Raw genomic sequence first — 19,171 nt, forward strand, 5'->3', positions numbered from 1 at the left:
TTTGATTAATAAGGAAAAATAATGCATCTTGGTGTATCAAATAATGATATAACTCTGGATTTTTATGTCACATCGTGATATATTGATATCGGATATATATCACGTTGTGATATAACTATAAAAATACAGGAGGTGATTGGTTGAAGAAAACGGAGCAATTAACGGATTCTATGTTTAATATTATGGCTGCTTTAACTAAACCTAGACATGGATACGCGATTATGAACTTAATTGAAGAAACAACAAAAGGGGCAATTACTATCGGTCCAGCTTCCATGTACACCATTATTAAAAAATTATTAAAACAAGAATGGATTTATTTGTATGATGGGTCGGATTCAAGACGTAAAACATATCTGCTTACTGAAAAGGGCAGAAGAGTATTAGAAGAAGAGGTGAAAATAAGAAAACTGACGCTTCAATTAGCGGAGACTGGATTGAAGGAGAGCGAAGAATGAGACAAACAAAGTATGTTATATCAGGCGGGTTAGCTTTTTCTGAGGAAAAGGATATGGAAAAATTACGCAAATTATCTTTGAAGGGTTGGCATGTTGCTGACTTTAAGTTTCTGGGATATTCGCTTGAAAAAGGAGAAAGCTTAGATTATATATACAGTGTTGATTATCGTTCATTAAAAGAAGGTGAGAAAGAGGAATACTTTGACTTTTTTTCCTCTTCTGGATGGTCGCATATTGCCTCAGAAGGAGATATTCATTTATTTCGAGCACTTCCCGGTACAAAACCGATTTATAGTGACCGCGATACATTAGTGGAAAAACATGAAAATTTAAATCGGTCCATGAAATACCTAGCAATTCCGTTAGTTTTAATAACACTATTCGTATGGGTTGGAACCATGATAAGCACCGGTACCTTAAAATCATTTCTTCAAGTATTAGCTGTTATTCTCAGTATATTTGCCGTCCCTGCAGCTTGGACTTTATTAGCAACATACAATAACAAATGGAAAGTAAAAGAAAAAAAAGGATTAGTCAATTTATTGAAAACTTTCTATTTCCTCCTCTTTTTAATTGCTGTTATTATTTTGTTACTTGGCGTTGACTCAAATGGCGCAGTTCGCCTCTTAGCGTCTATGGTATTTGGAGCGGTCGCACTTCCAACTTTTATCTGGATCGCGATGTCTCTATTCATAAAACAAAGGGGGAAGGGAGCTTAGTACAGGAATAGAAAAAATCATTTTAGTCGAATAGAAATTTATCCTCTTTAAAGAGCCAAACTACAATACCCGTAGCACGGCTCTTTTATTTTTATCTTCAATTTATACCCACTTCACACCAGCGGATTCTCTTATTGGAAATGAAAAGGATCGGTATGCGCCTCAGAAGGAAAAATCATCACATCATACCCCTTTTCCTCGCACAATCTCTTCAGCATTTTCACTGTTCCAGCTTTCATCACCTTTTCCGCATGGTGTCCAGGGTCTACCATATTCAAGCCTGCCATCATGGCATCATGGGCGGTATGATAGTAAATATCCCCTGTGACGAATACATCCGCCCCTTGCTGCTTTGCTTTCGGCCAATATTTATTCCCATCTCCGCCGAGCACAGCCACTTTCCTGACTTTTGCATGAAGATCACCAACAACTCTGACACCCTCCACATCAAGGGAAAACTTCACATGTTCTGCAAATTCACGCAGGCTCATTTCCTCGATAGTGCCGATGCGTCCAAGGCCAAGTTCCTTTCCTTTGTTCTCTAAAGGGTAGATGTCATACGCAACTTCTTCATAAGGATGTGCGCGAAGCATTGCTGCAATAATTTTCTTCTCTAAGCTAGCCGGAAAAATAGTCTCCAACTTTGTTTCTCCGACTTCCTCTAGTTTTCCTTGTGTTCCGATGTAAGGGGTTGACCCTTTTCCAGGGAGAAATCTTCCTGTACCTTCCATGGAGAAGCTGCAATGACTGTATTCCCCGATTGAACCAGCTCCAGCGCGTCCCAATGCTTCCCTCACAGCGCCTGATGCGGAGTTAGGCACATAGACTGCAAGCTTCTTTAATCGATCCTCAAATGTCGGTACAAGGACTTTCGTATTCTGCAGACCTAGCGCTTCTGCAAGGAGGTCATTAACTCCCCCTTCAGCAACGTCTAGATTTGTGTGCGCAGCATAGACAGCAATATCATGCTTGATGAGCTTGCTCACAATCCTCCCTGAAGCAGTGTCGCTCGTCACTTTCCCTAGCGGCCGAAAAATGGGTGGATGATGAGCGATAATTAACTGTACACCCTTTTCTATCGCCTCATCGACAACGTTCTCGAGGACATCTAACGTCACCATGACCTTTTGTATTTCCCCCTTAAGAGAACCGACCTGCAGGCCAACTTTATCTCCCTCCATTGCATATACCTTCGGAGAAAATTGTTCGAACAAGGATATCACTTCATAGCCGTTCACTTTTTTCACAGCTTAATGCCTCCTTTGCAATGGCTCTTTTCCACTCGATTTCCTTCCTTTTTTCGGCTGTCTCCGAGTTGCTTTCGGCAAGTGATAATTGCTCCAATATCCTTCCCCAATTATCATATTCAGCCCTCCATTTGCTTCTGAAGGCCTCATTCTTCTCTTTTAAAAGAAATGGTCCGAACAGCTTTTCCGCTTCCATATTAGTTTCTGTATACGGACGCTTTGGTTCGCCCCTTTCCGCAATTAGTATCTCGTAAATTTTCCCGTCCTCCGTGAGAATTTGTTCCGAGACCAGCTCCCATTCGTTGGTGATGAGCCATTCCCTGACTGCCGATGCCCCAACATTCGGCTGGAGAACAAGCCTTTTTACGTTATCCAGCTTCGCCTTTCCCTCTTCCAGGATGCGAGCAATAAGGGCACCTCCCATACCTGCTATTGTGATGGTGTCTACTTCGCCAGAATGCACCGCTTGAAGGCCGTCTCCTTTACGGACAGCGATCTTTTCCTGAAGTCCTTCTTTTCTAACCTGGCTCACAGCAGAGTCATATGGACCGTCAGCCACTTCTCCAGCAACTGCAAATGCTGCAATACCTTTCTTTACTGCGTAGCAAGGCAGGTAAGCATGATCCGACCCAATGTCTGCCACCCTGCTGCCATGAGGAATATAACTTGCGACTGCCATCAGCCGTTTTGATAATTTTTCCGCATTCATCCTTTTCCACCTACTAGTTCATGTTAAAGCGAAATGATACATCGCCTTCTATCAGTATAAAAAAAGTCCTTTGCAGTTGCAAAGGACTGACAAAATAATTATTTCATTTTAGAAAGCCATTTTGCCATTTCTTCTTCCTTGCCGGCTACAAGGCCACCTGGCATTCCAGAGCCTTTACCATTTACAAGGATATCCTTGATTTGGTCTTTGGAATATTTTCCTCCGACTTTCTTCAAGGAAGGACCAACGACGCCTTCGTACTGGTCACCGTGGCAGCTTGCACAGGACTGTTTATAAAGATCCTCTGGATTTGCTGCGACTTCTTCCGTTTTCTTACCTCCACCCTCTTTTTCCTTTGCCACTTCCTTAGCATCCCCAAGACCTTTAATTGACAGAGCAAACATTAGGACAATCCCCATCACCATAATTACAACAAACGGGATGATTGGATTTCGGTTCATACGTACCCCTCCTTTTTATGTACGGCTTTGCTTATTTCTATAACAAATGCAAACACTTTTATTTTACTTGAAAAATGTTACGAGGAAAAGCAAAAAAGCAAACTTTGTCACATTAGTTCATAATTTAGACAAAAAACCTCACCACCAGGATGAAGTTTTTTCCATTTTCTATTCTTTTAGCCTATCAGCCTTGAGATGACCATTCTCTGTACTTCTGAAGTTCCTTCTCCGATTTCCAAGAGTTTCGCATCCCTCATATACCGTTCAACATGGTAATCCTTCATATAACCATAACCGCCGTGGATCTGTACAGACTGATCAGCAACCTCCATTGCGATTTCAGAAGCATAGAGCTTACACATAGAAGCCTCCTTTGTAAACGGCCTTCCCTGGTCTTTCAGCCACGCTGCTTTGTATACCATATTTCGTGCGAGTTCAATTTTCATCGCCATATCAGCAAGCTTAAACTGGATTGCCTGGAAATCAGAAAGAGAACGGCCGAACTGCTTGCGTTCTTTCGCATACTGGACAGCCTTCTCCATAGCTGCAGACGCAATACCTACCGCCATAGCCCCAATACCAATCCTGCCTCCATCAAGAGTGATGAGAAACTGCTTAAAGCCTTCTCCCTTTTTGCCCAGAAGGTTCTCGAGCGGAACCCGGACATCATCCAAGACAAGCTCAGTCGTGTTTGAGCTATGCAAACCCATTTTTTCGTAGTTATCTATGACAGTGAACCCGCTTGCCGCCGTAGGAACAATAATGGCACTAATTTCTTTCTTTCCATCCTTCTCGCCGGTAATTGCGGTCAATGCAAGATGCTTGGCATAACTGGCATTTGTAATGAAACATTTATTTCCATTGATAACATATTCTCCATCCTGTTCCACTGCCTTCGTCCTTGTGCCACCGGCATCCGAACCTGCACCTGGCTCTGTTAGGCCAAATGCTCCAAGTGACTCACCAGTGCAGATGGGCATTAAGTATTTCGCTTTCTGCTCCTCTGTTCCAAATAAATGAAGTGGAGCTCCTCCAAGAGAAATGTGTGCAGAATAAGTGATCCCCGTTGAGCCGCATGCCTTGCTTAATTCTTCTGTAACGATAGCAAAACTGATTGTATCTGCGCCTGCTCCGCCATACTCCTCTGGAAAAGGCAAACCTAGCATTCCCAAATCCCCAAGCTTTTGAAAAATTTCCTCTGGAAATTCCTTCGTCCGATCACGTTCTAGAGCACTTGGTGCTACTTCCTCCTCAGCAAATTCCCTTATCGTCCTTTTAATCATTTCCTGTTCTTGTGTTAAATCAAAATTCATTTCCATCCCCCCTTAGGCTGTATGAATGCGTTTGCAATTCCATTATATAAGAATTTGCTAATTATTCTCAACATTTAAAAATATTTAAAAATTAAATTATTATAGAGGGATAGTAAACTAAGAAACAGATGGTGCCGGCGAAGAAAGAATGGCCGGGAAAAACTTGGAACCTCCATTTGCAAAGTGAAAGACAATTCAGTAAAATAGAGTAAAAATAGGCAATAATTATACCCAGCATAGGTTATTTACTTAGAAACAACAAAACTAAAAAAGGAATAATTAGCTTTCTGTACAAAAGCAAATTATTCCCTAGTATATGGTTCTATTCTAAAAAGTCTTTCAAGCGTTTGCTGCGGCTTGGATGCCGCAGTTTTCTAAGAGCCTTAGCTTCAATTTGCCGAATTCGTTCTCTTGTAACGCCAAATACCTTGCCCACTTCTTCAAGCGTACGGGTTCTGCCATCATCTAGACCAAAGCGCAACCTAAGTACATTTTCCTCCCGATCCGTAAGCGTATCGAGAACATCTTCAAGCTGTTCTTTCAAAAGCTCGTAAGCAGCATGCTCTGATGGCGATGTTGCGTCCTGGTCTTCGATAAAATCACCAAGGTGTGAATCATCTTCTTCGCCAATAGGCGTCTCAAGGGATACAGGCTCCTGGGCAATTTTTAAAATTTCTCTAACCTTTTCAGGAGTCAGATCCATATCTTCTGCAATCTCTTCAGGCGATGGTTCTCTTCCAAGATCTTGAAGAAGCTGCCTTTGAACCCTGATCAGTTTGTTGATGGTTTCAACCATATGAACAGGAATCCGGATAGTTCTAGCCTGGTCAGCTATAGCCCTTGTAATTGCCTGTCTGATCCACCATGTGGCATACGTACTGAATTTATATCCTTTTCGGTAGTCGAATTTCTCTACTGCCTTAATCAGGCCCATATTTCCTTCCTGGATTAAATCTAGGAAAAGCATTCCCCTGCCGACATAACGTTTTGCAATGCTGACTACCAGACGAAGATTGGCTTCGGCCAGGCGACGTTTAGCCTCCTCATCGCCTTCTTCAATCCGCTTCGCAAGGTTTATTTCCTCCTCGGCGGAAAGGAGATCGACGCGCCCGATTTCTTTTAAGTACATCCTAACAGGGTCGTTGATTTTGACACCCGGAGGAACACTTAAATCATTGAGATCAAACTCTTCTTCGTTCTTTGCAAGTTCCTGAATATTTGGGTCAGACTCCTCGCTGTCACCAACAAGCTCTACTCCCTGGTCTCCTAGAAATTCATAGAATTCATCCATCTGGTTTGAATCCAATTCAAAGCTGGATAACCTTTCGGCAATATCATCGTAAGCAAGGACTCCGGTTTTTTTTCCCAGTTCCGTCAACTGGTCTTTTGCTTGCTCAAGGGTCACTTCTGGATCGACCTCTTTAGAACGCGCTGACTTTTCAGCCATACGTCCCCCTCCTTCCAAGAATCAAAACAATTACGCATCATCTATAATGATTTTCGCATTAGGATTATTTCCATTGCGATTGAGGCTGCACGTACAAAATCTTTTTCACGTTCAGCAGCTGTTCTTTCAGCTTCTTTTTCTTTTATTTTTAACAATTTTTGATAATTCAACACCTGCTTGATATAATCGGAAAGTTCCTGATCCCCTGCTTCAGGGTTAATGGACATCATTTCGATATCAGCTACAACCCTTTTTAGCTTATTATCCTGAAGATAATTTAAGAACGCTGGCGAATCGGGGGCTAGCCCTTTTTCGTAATAACCTAGTAAATATGTCATAATGGCCTGATGCTCATCGACATTTAAAGTATTTTCTCCAAGCATCTCCCTGACTTTATATGCTATCTCCACATCCCTCAACATATGGGCGATAAGATGCCTTTCTGCATTGTAGTAGGCAGGTTTCAGCCCCCCCTGTCTTGAAAGGGTGATATTGGGACGAGGAATTTCTTCCTGGGGTGCTTTTTTTCGGCTGGGAGAGAGTTTGCCTTCCATCTCCCTCACTTGATGAACGAGGGCTTCAAGCGAAAGAGAAAAGTCCGAGGCCAGCTGCCGTAAATACATATCTTTTTCCACAGCTTTTTCAAGCTTTGCAATTTCGCCTAATGCCTCATCAATGTAGCGAAGACGATCCCCTTCATTCCGGAGGTTTTTTCCTCTTCTGAAGTATTGCAGCTTAAAAGCCATGAGAGTGAGACTTGACTCGATAATATCCTTTCGGAACTTTTCACCGCCATGCTCCTTGACAAAGTCATCCGGGTCCATTCCATTTGGCATGGTGGATACCCGAACGGTACAGCCTCCCTTGTCTAAAAGGAGTGCAGCACGGTATGCCGCTTCAATTCCAGCATGATCGGAATCATAGCAGACGGTTATTGTTTCAGCGTTCCGCTTCAGGATGGAGATATGCTCTCCTGTAAGAGATGTGCCCATAGTCGCAATGCCGTTTTCCACACCGGACTTGTCCGCTGCGATTACATCGGCAAAACCTTCAAACAAAACAGCATGCTGCTGTTTGCGCATCATTGCTCGGGCATTGCTGAAGTTGTATAAAATTTTGCTTTTATTGAAAATTGCCGTTTCCGGGCTGTTTAGATATTTGGGCTCTTCGGCCCCGAGCGATCTGCCGGAAAAGGCAATCGTATTGCCTTGGTGGTCCAGTATCGGGAACATAATTCTGTCCCTGAATCTGTCAAAGTAAGTGCCGTCTCGTTCCCTTTTGATAATTAATCCGGCTTTTTCCATCGTTTCCTGGTCGAAACCCCTTTTCTTCAAAAGGTTTGAAGCAAAATCCCATGAAGGCAGGGCGTATCCAATCTGAAATTTCTCGATGGATTCCTCTGTAAAACCACGGTTCTGCAAATACTCTAAGGCATCTTGTCCTTCAGCAGTATGGACAAGCAAATGGTGATAAAACTTTTTCAAAAGCTCATGAGCTTCCACCATCTTGCGGATGCCTTCGGGGAGTTTTTTTTTGCCCACTGTAGGGTTTCCATTCCCAATGTCAAGCTCTACATTCGCTCTTGCAGCAAGTTTCATCGCAGCTTCCTGAAATGAGAGCCCTTCTATTTCCATAAGAAAAGAAAAGACATTTCCTCCTGCTCCACAACCAAAGCAATGGTAAATCTGCTTTTCAGATGAAACAGAAAAGGAAGGTGAGTTTTCACCATGGAAAGGACAAAGTCCAAAGTAATTACGTCCCTGTTTCTTTAACTGGACGTATTCTCCCACAATATCAACAATTTCTAACGACTGTCTTATTTCATTCAGTTTTTCTTCGGCAATTCTTTCTGTCATGACCTTTAATCCAACTTTCTAGTCACTAGTAGACAAATGCTTTGCCAATTCCTTCACAAATCTCTCTCTGTCATCTTGACTAAAAGCCTTCGGTCCTTTGCCAAAGTGGCCCTTCCTGCGTAATCTGGCTGAATAATGACGGATTTCCAGCATCATTGGTATCTTGTCTTCCTGATACTCCATGCCCCTTGGCGAGAGGACATAAACTCCTTTACCAAGCAAGGCGGAAGCAAGTCCAATATCCTGAGTCACTGCGAGATCGCCACGCAAAGCATGATTCATGATATACAGGTCTGCGGCATCGCTGCCTGGGTCAACATACACCCATTTTCCCACGCTTTCATCATTTAACATGTGATCATAGGAGGCAACAAAGACCACTGGAACTTTGTAGCGGGACGACAATTCGACAATTTCTTTTTTCACCGGACAGGAATCAGCATCCACATAAACAGTCCGGCTCTTTATTTCACTAGTATTTATTCTACATCACTCCGCAAACTCCTTCTTTAGAACCGGAATTTTTAAGAATAGAATTTTGTCGATTTTTTTCATTGAATAATTCTTGACATGTTACAACAAATAGTTTATTCGTAAATTGCCAAGTCTAAACCCATTCCATGTCTTTTTATCACAATTTTTTATTATAGTATATAGAAGGTAATTTTGCTATACTTTTTTAGCCGTAAATTTCCCCCAAAAAAGAAGAGCACATAAAATGTGCTATGTTAATCAAAATCCTTCTTATGTATTCGGGATAAAATGACATTCGCTGTTTCTTCCACTGCCTTATTGGTTACATCAATGACAGGGCAGCCAATCTTTTCTGCGATGCGATTAAAAAAAGCAGTCTCTTCGTTAATTCGCTCAACAGTTGCATAGCTTGCTGTATCTTTCAAACCAAGCGATAAAAGGCGCTCACGGCGAATTTCATTCAGCTTTTCGGCTGATATTCTTAGACCAAAGCATTTTTCTTTCGGAACCATATAAAGTTCTTCGGGTGGATCAACCTCTGGCACGATTGGCACATTCGCTACTTTAAGCCTTTTGTGAGCAAGGTACTGGGAAAGAGGGGTTTTTGATGTTCTCGAAACGCCGACTAATACAATATCTGCCTTCAAAATGCCTCTTGGATCCCTGCCATCATCGTACTTCACTGCAAATTCAACCGCCTCCACTTTACGGAAATAATCCTCATCCAATTTACGGACAAGACCCGGTTCAAACATCGGCAACTCTCCGCTAAGCTCAGATACGCTATTCATCAGAGGACCAAGAATATCAATTGCTGTGATTCCTTCTCTTGCAGCCGCTTCCTTCATATGCCTGTTTATTTCCGGCTTAACAAGTGTATAGGCAATCATTCCTGCATCTAATTTTGCAAGGTTAATGACCTCTTCCACATTCGATGTGTCTTCCACGAACGGAAATCTCTTGATCATGATATGTGATGCTGCAAATTGGCTTGCAGCCGCTTTTGTGACAAGTTCTGCTGTCTCCCCAACAGAGTCAGAGACGACATAAATGGTTGTCTTTTTACTCATTAATAGGCCACCTCCTCATCTTTTTACACTTTACCCTTCCGCCAGCGCAACAAAGGCTTTCGTTATGTTTGTCTTCGTCAATCTCCCGACAATCTCTAAGCCATCCTTGTTGTTTCTTACAACAGGGAGGGCATCTATTTGCCTGTCTATCAGCTTTTTAGCCGCATCAATCAATAGCTCCTCACGTTCGCAATACGTGATGTTTGGCATCCTTGTCATGATGATGTTGACAGGCAGAGTATTTAAATCCTGCTTCCCAATGCTTGCCCGCAGCAAGTCCTTTCTGGACAAGATTCCTGCCAGATGCGAGGAGGTGTCTGAGACAAACAATGTCCCGACATCTTCCAGAAACATGGTACAAATGGCATCATAGACGGACAGATTCTCACTGATGACAACCGGAATGGATTGATAATCTTTTACAATAAGTTTCTTTAAGTTTTCCGTAAGCAGCTCGTTTCCTGATTTACCGGTGTAAAAATACCCAACTCTAGGCCTTGCATCAAGAAATCCGGCCATTGTCAAAATAGCCAGATCCGGCCTAAGTGTTGCTCTTGTTAAGTTAAGCTTTTCAGCAATATGTTCCCCGGTGATAGGTCCGCTTTCCTTGACAATCTCCAAAATAAGTTCCTGTCGTTTATTCAGTTCTATTGTACTCACCGCCTGCATGCTCGTTTCTGTTTCCCGTTCTAGGAAGGCAGCCTGCCGTTATCAAGGCAGGCTGCTGACATCAAATTATTTCACAAGAATCTCGTTTACTTTTCCAAGTTTCATGATGAGAACAGCTATTGCCGCCATCAAATTTAACCGGTTTTTTCTGATCTCATGGTTTTCAGCCATGACCATATTATTATCGAAATAGTTGCTGATATATGGTTCAAGACCTACAAGGCTATTATATAGCACCTCAGCATCGATTTCCTCATCTGCTTTCAATGCTGCAGCAACATACTTTTCATATAACTCCTGCTCTGACTGATGCAGAAAGAGTTCTGTATGGATATCTTCCATAGTCTCTGCTTTTGAAGCAATGTTCAATACCCTGCTAAGCGACTCCATGCTTTCCTTAAATCCTGCATCATCCTTATGATTTTGGATTACTGCCGCTTTAGCCATTAACCCTGATATAGAACCTATTTCCCCACCAAGAACAGCATCAATAATATCATAGCGAATTCCTTTCTCTTGGAGGTGATGTTTGATCCGCAGCTTAAAAAATTGGCATACATCATGATAGATTTCTTTATCCTCTCGCTTGGAAAAACCTGCTTTCCGAACAAGCGAAAGTGACAAGCCAATCAAGGTTTCCAACGGTATATCCCAACTCTTGGCAACGATCGTCTGTGCGATACCGGAAGCTTGACGTCTAAGCGCATACGGATCCTGAGAACCGCTCGGGATGACCCCAATCGCGAAGAATGACACAATAGTATCTAATTTCTCCGCTATCGCCAAAACCGCCCCAACATCACTGGCAGGAGTGCTATCCTCTGCATTCCTAGGCATATAATGTTCGTTGATTGCTTTTGCTACAGCTTCTGCCTCTCCTTTTTGGAGTGCATACTTTTCACCCATGATTCCTTGAAGTTCAGGAAATTCATAAACCATTTGTGTCACAAGGTCAAACTTGCAAATTTGCGCTGCTCTATCTACTGCATCAGCCCGGGATGCTTCCAGCCCAAGTCTTTGGCTAATCTGGTTGGCAAGGCTTCTGACCCTTTCCGTCTTTTCTGCAAGCGTTCCGATTTCCTCATGATAGACAATAGTTTTGAGCTTATCAAGCGCATCTTCAATCACAAGCTTTTTGTCTTCCTTGTAGAAGAAAGCAGCATCGGCGAGTCTTGCTCTTAGTACTTTTTCATTACCCTTTGCTACCGTATCTAAGTGAAGATGGCTTCCATTCCTAACTGTTACAAAATGAGGAAGCAGTTCACCGTTTTTCGCTTTTACTGGGAAATAACGCTGATGCTCTTTCATTGATGTGATTAAAACTTCTTCAGGAATTTCTAGAAACACTTTTTCAAAATTGCCGAAAAGAGCTGTAGGATATTCTACAAGGTTTGTTACTTCAGATAGCAAATCCGCATCGACAGGAATTACCCAGTCGTTTTCCTCTTCAATTCTTTGCAATTGGGAGAGAATTGCCTGCTTCCTGTTTTCTGCATCTGCAACTACATATTGACTAAGCAATGTTTCTTCAAAGCTTTCTGGAGACTGTAGCATTATCTCTTCCCCAAGGAAACGGTGGCCTCTCGTCATCTTCCCTGCTTTAACTCCTGCAACTGACAGTGAAATCACGTCCTGTCCATACATAGCGACAATCCACTTGATCGGTCTGATAAACCGCAGTTCTTCCTTGCCCCAGCGCATATTTTTTGGGAAAGTCATAGAGGATATAATGTTTTCTAAATCTCCAAACAGTCCGAAGGTTTCTTGCCCTTTAATGAACTTCCTGACATGGGCATACTCTACACCATTGATTTCCTTGAAGTAAATATCTTCTACACTCATCCCTTGGCCCCTTGTAAATCCAAGGGCAGCCTTTGACCATTCGCCATCAGGGGTTAAAGCTATTTTTTTCGCTGGACCTTTCGCTTCTTCACGGCTGTCCTCCTGGCGTTCAGCCACATCATATATAAGAACAGCAAGTCTCCTAGGAGTGGAGAAGAGTTTCACTTGCCCATATTCTATATGTTTTTTCTGGAGCCAATCCGTTATTTTTCCGCCAAGCTGGTGAATAGAATCATCAATAAACCGCGCAGGCATTTCTTCCAGACCAATTTCAAGAAGCAGATTACGTTTATTCATTCTCTGTCAGCTCCTTCCGCTCTAAAATCGGGAAACCAAGCTTTTCCCTCTCCTCATAGAATGTCTTTGCCACTTTTCTGGCGAGGTTTCGACATCTGCCAATATACCCTGTTCTTTCCGTTACGGAAATCGCTCCCCTAGCATCTAGAAGATTGAAAACGTGTGAACATTTCAGCACATAATCATAGGCAGGATGGACGAGTCCTTCATCCATTTGCCTGTGGGCCTCTTTCTCAAATGTATGAAAAAGAGAAAACAGCATCTCTTTATCGGAAGTTTCAAAAGTATATTTTGAATGTTCGTATTCCGGTTGCCCAAAGATGTCTCTAACGGTAAAGCCGTTAGTCCATTCTAGGTCAAAAACATTTTCCTTATCTTGGATGTACGATGCAAGCCGCTCAATTCCATAAGTAATTTCGACAGAAACAGGCTTGCACTCAATGCCACCCACTTGCTGGAAATATGTGAATTGGGTGATTTCCATTCCATCAAGCCATACTTCCCAGCCTAAGCCTGCACAACCAAGCGATGGGTTCTCCCAGTTATCTTCAACGAACCGGATATCATGCTCTAGCGGATTAATTCCTAAAGCCTTCAGGGATTCAAGGTAAAGCTCTTGAATATTGTCAGGAGAGGGCTTGATAATAACTTGGAACTGATGATGCTGGTAAAGCCTGTTTGGATTCTCTCCGTAGCGTCCGTCAGCAGGGCGCCTCGATGGCTCCACATAAGCAACGCTCCATGGTTCAGGCCCGATAGCTCGGAGAAAAGTGTAGGGACTCATTGTTCCGGCACCCTTTTCCACATCATATGCCTGCATCAAAATGCATCCTTGCTGGGACCAGTGGTTTTGCAATGTAAGAATCATATTCTGGATATTCATTTAGCCACCTCCGTTTTTTTATCAGAGTGAATTCACCAACGAGTCATTAAAACAAAAAACTCCCGTCCCTATGCCAATATGGCATAGGGACGAGAGTTACCCGCGGTTCCACCCTATTTGCTGCACGATGCAGCCACTTTCTTCGTAAAATGTCGCTCCAAAACGCCTTCCTTATGCTGCTGCACCCCGGCTCGCACCATCCCGGGTTCGCTTTTGCAGAGTTGATAAGTACTACTTTTTTTCACCGCAACATATGTGATTTTAATAAGAATCATAGCGAAAACATACAGGGTTGTCAATAACCTATAGTTTATCCTTCAAATTATCCATTTGGTCAAGAAATTTTTTTGTCTTTAAGTGGAGACCTGAATACTCTTCGTAATAGGCAGTAATCACTCTTTTCAATTCTGCTTTCGTCGTTTCTTTGACGGAAATATTACCAACCCTTGATGGATCAAGAAGGTAAAACAGCCTTAAAAGCTTGATGGCCGGCGCCGAAACCTTGAGGTGATAGGGATCAATTCCAATACACCGGTGGCATAGAATACCGCCTTCCCTAATGGAAAAAGCAAAAACACCTTCTGTATTCCCACAGTTCACACACCGGTCTAGAACCGGATATAAGCCGATGACATTCATCATTTTCATCTCATAAATATTTACAATAATATCCGGGTCGTAGCCTTCATCAAGATGCTGTAGCGTCTTGAATAATAATTCGAATAAAAACGGGTTAGATTTCTTTTCTTCCGTACATTTATCCGTTAGTTCCGCGATGTAGCTGGCATAGGCTGTCAAGAATATATCCTCCCGGATGCTTCTCATAGACTGAACCATATCCCCTTGCTGCAGGGAACCCATCCCGCGGCCGCGCTGAATGAGAAAATAACCATATGTAAACAATTGCGTGACAGCTGAGAGTCTGCTGTTTGGCTTTTTTGCACCCCTTGCCATCACACCTGTCTTTCCCCATTCACGTGTAAATAATGTTGCAATTTTATTGGTTTCTCCATAATCGTTCGTTCTGATTACGATGCCTTCGCATTTTTCAAGCATATTCCGTCACCGCCCAGTGCTGCAGAACACTGTTTATGAGATGGGAAAATCAATCTCGGCTAGTTCATCCTCCTGATTTCCGGGTATTTCTGTTCTTTCTTTCTCCATTTCTTTGAAGAGAAGATATGTGTCAATATTACCTGTCTGTGCAAAAAACCTCCAGGTAAAATCCAACATCAAAACCCCACCTTTCAAATTTTAACTAGCTATACTTCCCAAATCCTTAACAGTATTTTTGGCCTGCAGGTGATTTTTCATGATGAAAAAAATTTGTCAATTACATTTGTGAATAATTTTATTGTGAACAAAATACGCTATTGAGGGCAACCCGTAAACTGCATATTAATACTCATCGTCACGGAAACCAAAATCCCGTAAATGGCTTTGTCTGTTCCGCCAGTCTTTCTGAACCTTAACCCAAAGCTCCAGATATACCTTCGAACCGAGTAGATTCTCTATATCCAACCTCGCTCGCTTACCGATTTCTTTCAGAAGTTTTCCTTGCTTACCGATAACAATTCCTTTTTGCGAGTCTCGTTCTACGATAATTGTAGCCATGACATGAACCATATCTTTAGACTCTTCACGCTCCATCTTTTCAATGATGACTGCCAATGAGTGAGGAATTTCCTCTCTAGTCAAGTGCAATGCCTTTTCCCTGATTAGTTCAGAAACAATAAACCTCTCTGGGTGGTCCGTAACTTGATCTGCAGGATAGTACTGTGGCCCTTCTGGCATATATTCTTTAATTTGCTGGAGAAGACGGTCAATATTGTTGCCTTCAAGCGCAGAGATAGGAATAACTTCTTTGAATCCGAATTTATCCTTATAGTCATTAATTAGGGACATAAGTTCTTCTGGACTGATAAGGTCAATTTTATTGATGACAAGAAAGACAGGAGTCTTAACTGTTTGAAGTTTATCAATAATAAACTCTTCCCCACGGCCATAACCTTCACCTGCGTTAACCATGAATAGTATTAAATCTACTTCCTTCAAGGTATTCTGTGCAACCTTCATCATAAAGTCGCCTAGCTTATGTTTTGGTTTATGGATTCCAGGCGTATCGATAAAAACTAACTGAGCATCTTCTTCTGTAAGGACACCTTGAACTTTGTTACGAGTTGTCTGTGGCTTATCGCTCATAATGGCGATCTTTTGCCCAATCACTCTATTCAAAAAAGTTGATTTCCCAACATTTGGTCTGCCTATAATTGAAATAAATCCCGATTTATAACCCTGTTTCTCATAATTTTCCATGATTGACCTCCAGGCAAGAACTTCCTTTTACATGAAGGCCATTTATTGCTTTCATTTCCTTAGTGATGTTATTCAAAACCAGCATGCTGAATTTCCTGCCTTTATTTTTCTTCATCCTGTCCAAAGCTTCATCTATCCTTTCCATTCATTTTACCTTATTTTGTATCCGATATCACTGTCTTAATCAAAAAAAAGATAAAAAAATTTTAAATTTTCTAAAAACTAATCTCCTTCCATGTATGCTATGCCATTGTACAAAAATTGCTGTCCCTTTTCAACGGAACCGTCATCACAATAAAAACAGCCACCAAAAGGCAGCTATTCAAAAAATTGTAAGATCTGTGGACCGAATATCATCATGCCAATGACAGCGCTGATGACAGCTAACACAAGTACTGCTCCTGCGGCAATATCCTTTGCCAGCTTAGCAAAGGGGTGCGGCTCTTTGAAAGTAAGATCAACGGCTTTTTCAATTGCTGTATTCATCATTTCAGCAGAGATCACGCAACCTGAAGCAAGTATGATGATCAACATTTCCATTTTAGATATCGAGAGAAATATGCCAAGCGCGATAGCCGCTATAAAAAAGAAAAGATGAATTTTCAAATTGCGCTCTTCCTTTATTGAAACTACAATCCCTTCCCACGCATAGCCAAATGCCGTTATCAGGCTGCCCCTTTCTTTCCCTTTACCTTTCAAGCCCAAACTCATCTAAAATCTCCTTTTGCCTTGAGAACATCACTGCCTCATCCTCTTTATTCATATGGTCATATCCGAGAAGATGAAGAAAACCATGAACCGCTAGAAATCCAAGTTCCCTTGCATAGGAATGCTTATACTCCTGTGCCTGTTCTTTTGCTTTTGCAGACGATATGATAATATCACCGAGTACTCTCGGCATATTTTCACCTACTATCGCTATTTCTCCTTCCCCCTCCTCTTCAAGGGCAAAGGAAATAACATCTGTCGGAGCATCCTTGCCGCGATACTCCCGATTAATTTCCCTAATCCTTTCATTGCTTACAATTGTCACGGAAACCTCGCTGCCCTCCTCGACGCTCTCCATCTCGGCAGCGAGGTTTAGCAAATCATTAAGCAGGGTTCGATCCGCTTCTGTTAATTCATTTACTTCATCCAATAAGTCCATTTCCAGTCTCATGCTCGTTCCACCTTCTGTTTTATCATTTCTGGATATTCTATTCTCGAGTGAAAGATCCCCTTTAATGTTTCACATAAGGAGTATGCTACCGTTTCTAGTTCTTTCAACGTCAAGTCACACTCATTCAATTGCCCATCTTGAAGCCTGTCTGTAATGATACTTTTTACAAGCTTTTCAATTTGTTCGCTTGTAGGGTGCGACATCGAGCGAACAGCCGCTTCCACGCTGTCTGCAATGCCGATAACAGCAATCTCTTTCGTCTGCGCTTTCGGACCAGGATATCGATACTCCTCTTCCACTATCTCCATGCCTGACTGTTTGGCTTTGTGGTAGAAATACTTAAGTAGAGTAGTACCATGATGCTGCTCCGCAATATCAATGATTTCCTTTGGCATCTTATGTTTTCGAAGCATTTCACCGCCGTCTATCGCATGAGCAATGATGATGTCACGGCTTGTTTCCGGCGGAAGCTTATCGTGCGGATTCTCAATATTCATTTGGTTCTCGATAAAAAACTGGGGACGTTTTGTTTTGCCGATATCATGGTAATAACAGCCGACTCTAGCAAGCAGTCCGTCCGCCCCGATTGCTTCACATGCAGACTCTGCTAAGTTTGCGACCATAACACTGTGATGATATGTACCAGGTGCTTCCGTAAGTATTTTTCTAATCAGCGGATGATTGGGACTGGAAAGTTCAATCAGCTTCATTCTCGATAAAAAGCCAAATCCAGCTTCAAAAAACGGTAAAAGGCCAATTGCTAGGACGGCAGATCCAAGGCCGGAAAAAACGGCAGCCAAAAGATATATTCCATATTCTCCACCAGTTAAATGCATATTTCGGATAAACAATAAGCTCATAAGGACGAAAATATTCACAAGACTAACGACTAATCCGGATTGCAAAATTTTTGTCCTATGCTGTTTTTCCCTTAAAAATAAAATGGCAGACAAGCCCCCCGCAAGAATGTAAATACTCACCGAAATATTCAATGCTCCTGTAATCCCCTGATTGTATATAATGCTTCCGCAGATGGACAGAGCAACGGTGTGAAAGATAGCTGCTCTTTCGTCAACCAGCAGTTTTACGAGCATCGCTCCCATCGCTGCAGGGAATACATATCCCATTTCTGAATAATCAAATTCCTGTAGAAGGCTTATCAGCTTCATCATTAATAACGATAAGACGAATAAAATGCTAAAAATTAAAAGTTCCTTCTGGGATGTTTCCGCGCTTCCACTTACAGGAAATAAAAAATAAAAGAATGCCAAGAAGGTTACCACCAGAAAAGTGAGACCAATAAACGGCAACATGGAATTTTCACTTTCCAATAGGCCTGTTAGCTCTAATTGCTTATATATATCCCTGCTGATGAGCTGTCCTTCTTCAACAAGAATCTGACCTTCTAAAATCTTCACAGGCTCGATGCTGTCCCGTGCTTGCTGACGCTGTTCATCCGTCGCCTTAGAATCATAAAATTCGTTCTGAATAACCGCATAGCGAGCTAATTCGATCACAGCGGATTTCAAATCTCCATTTAGGCTTGTATACTTTAATTCTTCTTCAACACGCTTTTTAGCGTTCTCTACATCATCTGCAGATATCCTTTCGTTCATCACATTATTTACAGCTGTCACTGCAAGGTCTTTCGCAATATCTATTTCATCATCAGCTGCAGCTAAAAGCGAAGCAAGACTTCTGTCAGATATATTCTTCGTCACATTGTCCGTAAGGTTTTTCTTATATGCTTCAAGCATCGCTTCAGCGGAAGGCGCTTCGCTTGCAGTACCACCCTCTTTGCCCTTTGCTTTGGCTTCCTCTTCGACTTCCTTTGCGGAATCAAAGATAGAATTAAGTAAGTCAACTCTATTTTGGGTGTATTCATTTTTCAGAATGTAAACATCTTCTACCTGATCCACTGCTTCTTTTCTCTTTTTCTCTGTCTGGAGCCTGTCCTCCACCGTTACTGGTGAACGGATGGTCTTTGTCGCAACGGAGAAAAGAGAGAGGTCAAGCTTTTCGGGCTTTACATTGCTGAACATAGCAAAGAACATAATTACTCCTAGCATAGCAAACAAAAGTAATTTAATCGGGGTCAGCTTTAATAGATGTAATAATGCTGACAACAGCCGCTGCAGCTTTTCCATTTCTGTCCTCCTGTCCCGGCCAGACATCCTGTCATTAACCGTCAAACATTCTGGGATTATGTTACATCATATCAGTTTTCACCATTTTTTTCACCTTCTAATTA

At 42.1% G+C, this 19,171-nt stretch carries 20 protein-coding genes and 1 other annotated feature; of the genes, 2 read left to right on the forward strand and 18 right to left on the reverse strand.

All coding sequences use genetic code 11. The annotated features are described in order from the left end of the window. Positions 1–140 precede the first annotated feature (140 nt). Positions 141–458, forward strand: coding sequence for a PadR family transcriptional regulator (locus tag BQ5796_RS10315; protein WP_071460150.1), 318 nt, complete (start codon positions 141–143; stop codon positions 456–458). Then, positions 455–1,177, forward strand: a complete 723-nt coding sequence (locus BQ5796_RS10320; protein ID WP_071460151.1) for a DUF2812 domain-containing protein — start codon at positions 455–457, stop codon at positions 1,175–1,177. Before BQ5796_RS10315 ends, BQ5796_RS10320 begins: the two co-directional genes overlap by 4 nt. 131 nt (positions 1,178–1,308) lie before the next feature. On the opposite strand, the gene BQ5796_RS10325 is transcribed toward BQ5796_RS10320, so the two are convergent. The 18 genes from BQ5796_RS10325 to BQ5796_RS10405 form a co-directional block, all read right to left on the reverse strand. Beyond that, positions 1,309–2,424: a Nif3-like dinuclear metal center hexameric protein gene (locus tag BQ5796_RS10325; RefSeq protein ID WP_071460152.1), complete on the reverse strand. Its 1,116-nt coding sequence runs from the start codon at positions 2,422–2,424 to the stop codon at positions 1,309–1,311. Beyond that, positions 2,402–3,133, reverse strand: coding sequence for a tRNA (adenine(22)-N(1))-methyltransferase (locus BQ5796_RS10330; protein WP_071460153.1), 732 nt, complete (start codon positions 3,131–3,133; stop codon positions 2,402–2,404). The genes BQ5796_RS10325 and BQ5796_RS10330 overlap by 23 nt, the downstream gene beginning before the upstream one ends. A 98-nt stretch (positions 3,134–3,231) precedes the next feature. Then, positions 3,232–3,594 carry a cytochrome c550 gene (gene cccA / locus BQ5796_RS10335; RefSeq protein ID WP_071460154.1) on the reverse strand — a complete coding sequence of 121 codons (363 nt, stop codon included), beginning with the start codon at positions 3,592–3,594 and terminating at the stop codon, positions 3,232–3,234. Positions 3,595–3,770: 176 nt separating this feature from the next. Further along, positions 3,771–4,907, reverse strand: coding sequence for an acyl-CoA dehydrogenase family protein (locus BQ5796_RS10340; protein ID WP_071460155.1), 1,137 nt, complete (start codon positions 4,905–4,907; stop codon positions 3,771–3,773). 322 nt (positions 4,908–5,229) lie between these two features. Continuing rightward, positions 5,230–6,354, reverse strand: coding sequence for an RNA polymerase sigma factor RpoD (rpoD, locus tag BQ5796_RS10345; protein ID WP_071460156.1), 1,125 nt, complete (start codon positions 6,352–6,354; stop codon positions 5,230–5,232). Between the two features lie 41 nt (positions 6,355–6,395). Further along, a complete protein-coding gene (gene dnaG / locus BQ5796_RS10350; protein ID WP_071460157.1) occupies positions 6,396–8,210 on the reverse strand; it encodes a DNA primase in 1,815 nt (604 codons plus the stop codon). Between the two features lie 18 nt (positions 8,211–8,228). Further along, entirely contained in the window at positions 8,229–8,657 is a 429-nt protein-coding gene (locus BQ5796_RS10355; RefSeq protein ID WP_071460158.1) for a YaiI/YqxD family protein, read from the reverse strand. Between the two features lie 281 nt (positions 8,658–8,938). Next, complete coding sequence (locus tag BQ5796_RS10360) at positions 8,939–9,754, reverse strand: pyruvate, water dikinase regulatory protein (RefSeq protein WP_071460159.1); 816 nt, start codon at positions 9,752–9,754, stop codon at positions 8,939–8,941. A gap of 30 nt (positions 9,755–9,784) precedes the next feature. After that, a complete protein-coding gene (ccpN, locus tag BQ5796_RS10365) occupies positions 9,785–10,423 on the reverse strand; it encodes a transcriptional regulator CcpN (RefSeq protein ID WP_071460160.1) in 639 nt (212 codons plus the stop codon). A gap of 66 nt (positions 10,424–10,489) precedes the next feature. Continuing rightward, positions 10,490–12,562, reverse strand: coding sequence for a glycine--tRNA ligase subunit beta (gene glyS / locus BQ5796_RS10370; RefSeq protein WP_071460161.1), 2,073 nt, complete (start codon positions 12,560–12,562; stop codon positions 10,490–10,492). After that, positions 12,555–13,445, reverse strand: coding sequence for a glycine--tRNA ligase subunit alpha (gene glyQ / locus BQ5796_RS10375; protein ID WP_071460162.1), 891 nt, complete (start codon positions 13,443–13,445; stop codon positions 12,555–12,557). The genes glyS and glyQ overlap by 8 nt, the downstream gene beginning before the upstream one ends. Positions 13,446–13,527: 82 nt before the next feature. Next, positions 13,528–13,699, reverse strand: a binding site (T-box leader). Positions 13,700–13,748: 49 nt separating this feature from the next. Continuing rightward, positions 13,749–14,501 carry a DNA repair protein RecO gene (recO, locus tag BQ5796_RS10380; RefSeq protein WP_071460163.1) on the reverse strand — a complete coding sequence of 251 codons (753 nt, stop codon included), beginning with the start codon at positions 14,499–14,501 and terminating at the stop codon, positions 13,749–13,751. A gap of 33 nt (positions 14,502–14,534) precedes the next feature. Then, a complete protein-coding gene (locus tag BQ5796_RS10385) occupies positions 14,535–14,678 on the reverse strand; it encodes a YqzL family protein (protein ID WP_071460164.1) in 144 nt (47 codons plus the stop codon). A 165-nt stretch (positions 14,679–14,843) separates the two neighbouring features. Beyond that, positions 14,844–15,761 (reverse strand): GTPase Era, encoded by a 918-nt coding sequence (gene era, locus BQ5796_RS10390; RefSeq protein WP_071460165.1) that lies wholly within the window; start codon positions 15,759–15,761, stop codon positions 14,844–14,846. Further along, positions 15,748–15,906: a hypothetical protein gene (locus BQ5796_RS18145; RefSeq protein ID WP_159431000.1), complete on the reverse strand. Its 159-nt coding sequence runs from the start codon at positions 15,904–15,906 to the stop codon at positions 15,748–15,750. The genes era and BQ5796_RS18145 overlap by 14 nt, the downstream gene beginning before the upstream one ends. A 173-nt stretch (positions 15,907–16,079) precedes the next feature. Then, positions 16,080–16,472, reverse strand: a complete 393-nt coding sequence (locus BQ5796_RS10395) for a diacylglycerol kinase family protein (RefSeq protein ID WP_071460166.1) — start codon at positions 16,470–16,472, stop codon at positions 16,080–16,082. Then, positions 16,450–16,920, reverse strand: coding sequence for an rRNA maturation RNase YbeY (gene ybeY / locus BQ5796_RS10400; protein ID WP_071460167.1), 471 nt, complete (start codon positions 16,918–16,920; stop codon positions 16,450–16,452). The genes BQ5796_RS10395 and ybeY overlap by 23 nt, the downstream gene beginning before the upstream one ends. Beyond that, entirely contained in the window at positions 16,917–19,067 is a 2,151-nt protein-coding gene (locus tag BQ5796_RS10405; RefSeq protein ID WP_071460168.1) for an HD family phosphohydrolase, read from the reverse strand. The genes ybeY and BQ5796_RS10405 overlap by 4 nt, the downstream gene beginning before the upstream one ends. Positions 19,068–19,171: the final 104 nt, after the last annotated feature.

The organism is Bacillus massilinigeriensis (genome assembly GCF_900111815.1).
Lineage (GTDB): Bacteria > Bacillota > Bacilli > Bacillales > Cytobacillaceae > Mesobacillus_C > Mesobacillus_C mediterraneensis.

What these genes read in the sequence shown, in the direction of transcription:
- BQ5796_RS10320 (WP_071460151.1), top strand. Translation starts at nt 455, where the DNA reads ATGAGACAAACAAAGTATGTTATATCAGGCGGGTTAGCTTTTTCTGAG.
- BQ5796_RS10330 (WP_071460153.1), bottom strand. Translation starts at nt 3,133, where the DNA reads ATGAATGCGGAAAAATTATCAAAACGGCTGATGGCAGTCGCAAGTTAT.
- cccA (WP_071460154.1), bottom strand. Translation starts at nt 3,594, where the DNA reads ATGAACCGAAATCCAATCATCCCGTTTGTTGTAATTATGGTGATGGGG.
- BQ5796_RS10340 (WP_071460155.1), bottom strand. Translation starts at nt 4,907, where the DNA reads ATGAATTTTGATTTAACACAAGAACAGGAAATGATTAAAAGGACGATA.
- rpoD (WP_071460156.1), bottom strand. Translation starts at nt 6,354, where the DNA reads ATGGCTGAAAAGTCAGCGCGTTCTAAAGAGGTCGATCCAGAAGTGACC.
- dnaG (WP_071460157.1), bottom strand. Translation starts at nt 8,210, where the DNA reads ATGACAGAAAGAATTGCCGAAGAAAAACTGAATGAAATAAGACAGTCG.
- BQ5796_RS10360 (WP_071460159.1), bottom strand. Translation starts at nt 9,754, where the DNA reads ATGAGTAAAAAGACAACCATTTATGTCGTCTCTGACTCTGTTGGGGAG.
- ccpN (WP_071460160.1), bottom strand. Translation starts at nt 10,423, where the DNA reads ATGCAGGCGGTGAGTACAATAGAACTGAATAAACGACAGGAACTTATT.
- glyS (WP_071460161.1), bottom strand. Translation starts at nt 12,562, where the DNA reads ATGAATAAACGTAATCTGCTTCTTGAAATTGGTCTGGAAGAAATGCCT.
- glyQ (WP_071460162.1), bottom strand. Translation starts at nt 13,445, where the DNA reads ATGAATATCCAGAATATGATTCTTACATTGCAAAACCACTGGTCCCAG.
- recO (WP_071460163.1), bottom strand. Translation starts at nt 14,501, where the DNA reads ATGCTTGAAAAATGCGAAGGCATCGTAATCAGAACGAACGATTATGGA.
- BQ5796_RS10385 (WP_071460164.1), bottom strand. Translation starts at nt 14,678, where the DNA reads ATGTTGGATTTTACCTGGAGGTTTTTTGCACAGACAGGTAATATTGAC.
- era (WP_071460165.1), bottom strand. Translation starts at nt 15,761, where the DNA reads ATGGAAAATTATGAGAAACAGGGTTATAAATCGGGATTTATTTCAATT.
- BQ5796_RS18145 (WP_159431000.1), bottom strand. Translation starts at nt 15,906, where the DNA reads ATGGAAAGGATAGATGAAGCTTTGGACAGGATGAAGAAAAATAAAGGC.
- BQ5796_RS10395 (WP_071460166.1), bottom strand. Translation starts at nt 16,472, where the DNA reads ATGAGTTTGGGCTTGAAAGGTAAAGGGAAAGAAAGGGGCAGCCTGATA.
- ybeY (WP_071460167.1), bottom strand. Translation starts at nt 16,920, where the DNA reads ATGAGACTGGAAATGGACTTATTGGATGAAGTAAATGAATTAACAGAA.
- BQ5796_RS10405 (WP_071460168.1), bottom strand. Translation starts at nt 19,067, where the DNA reads ATGGAAAAGCTGCAGCGGCTGTTGTCAGCATTATTACATCTATTAAAG.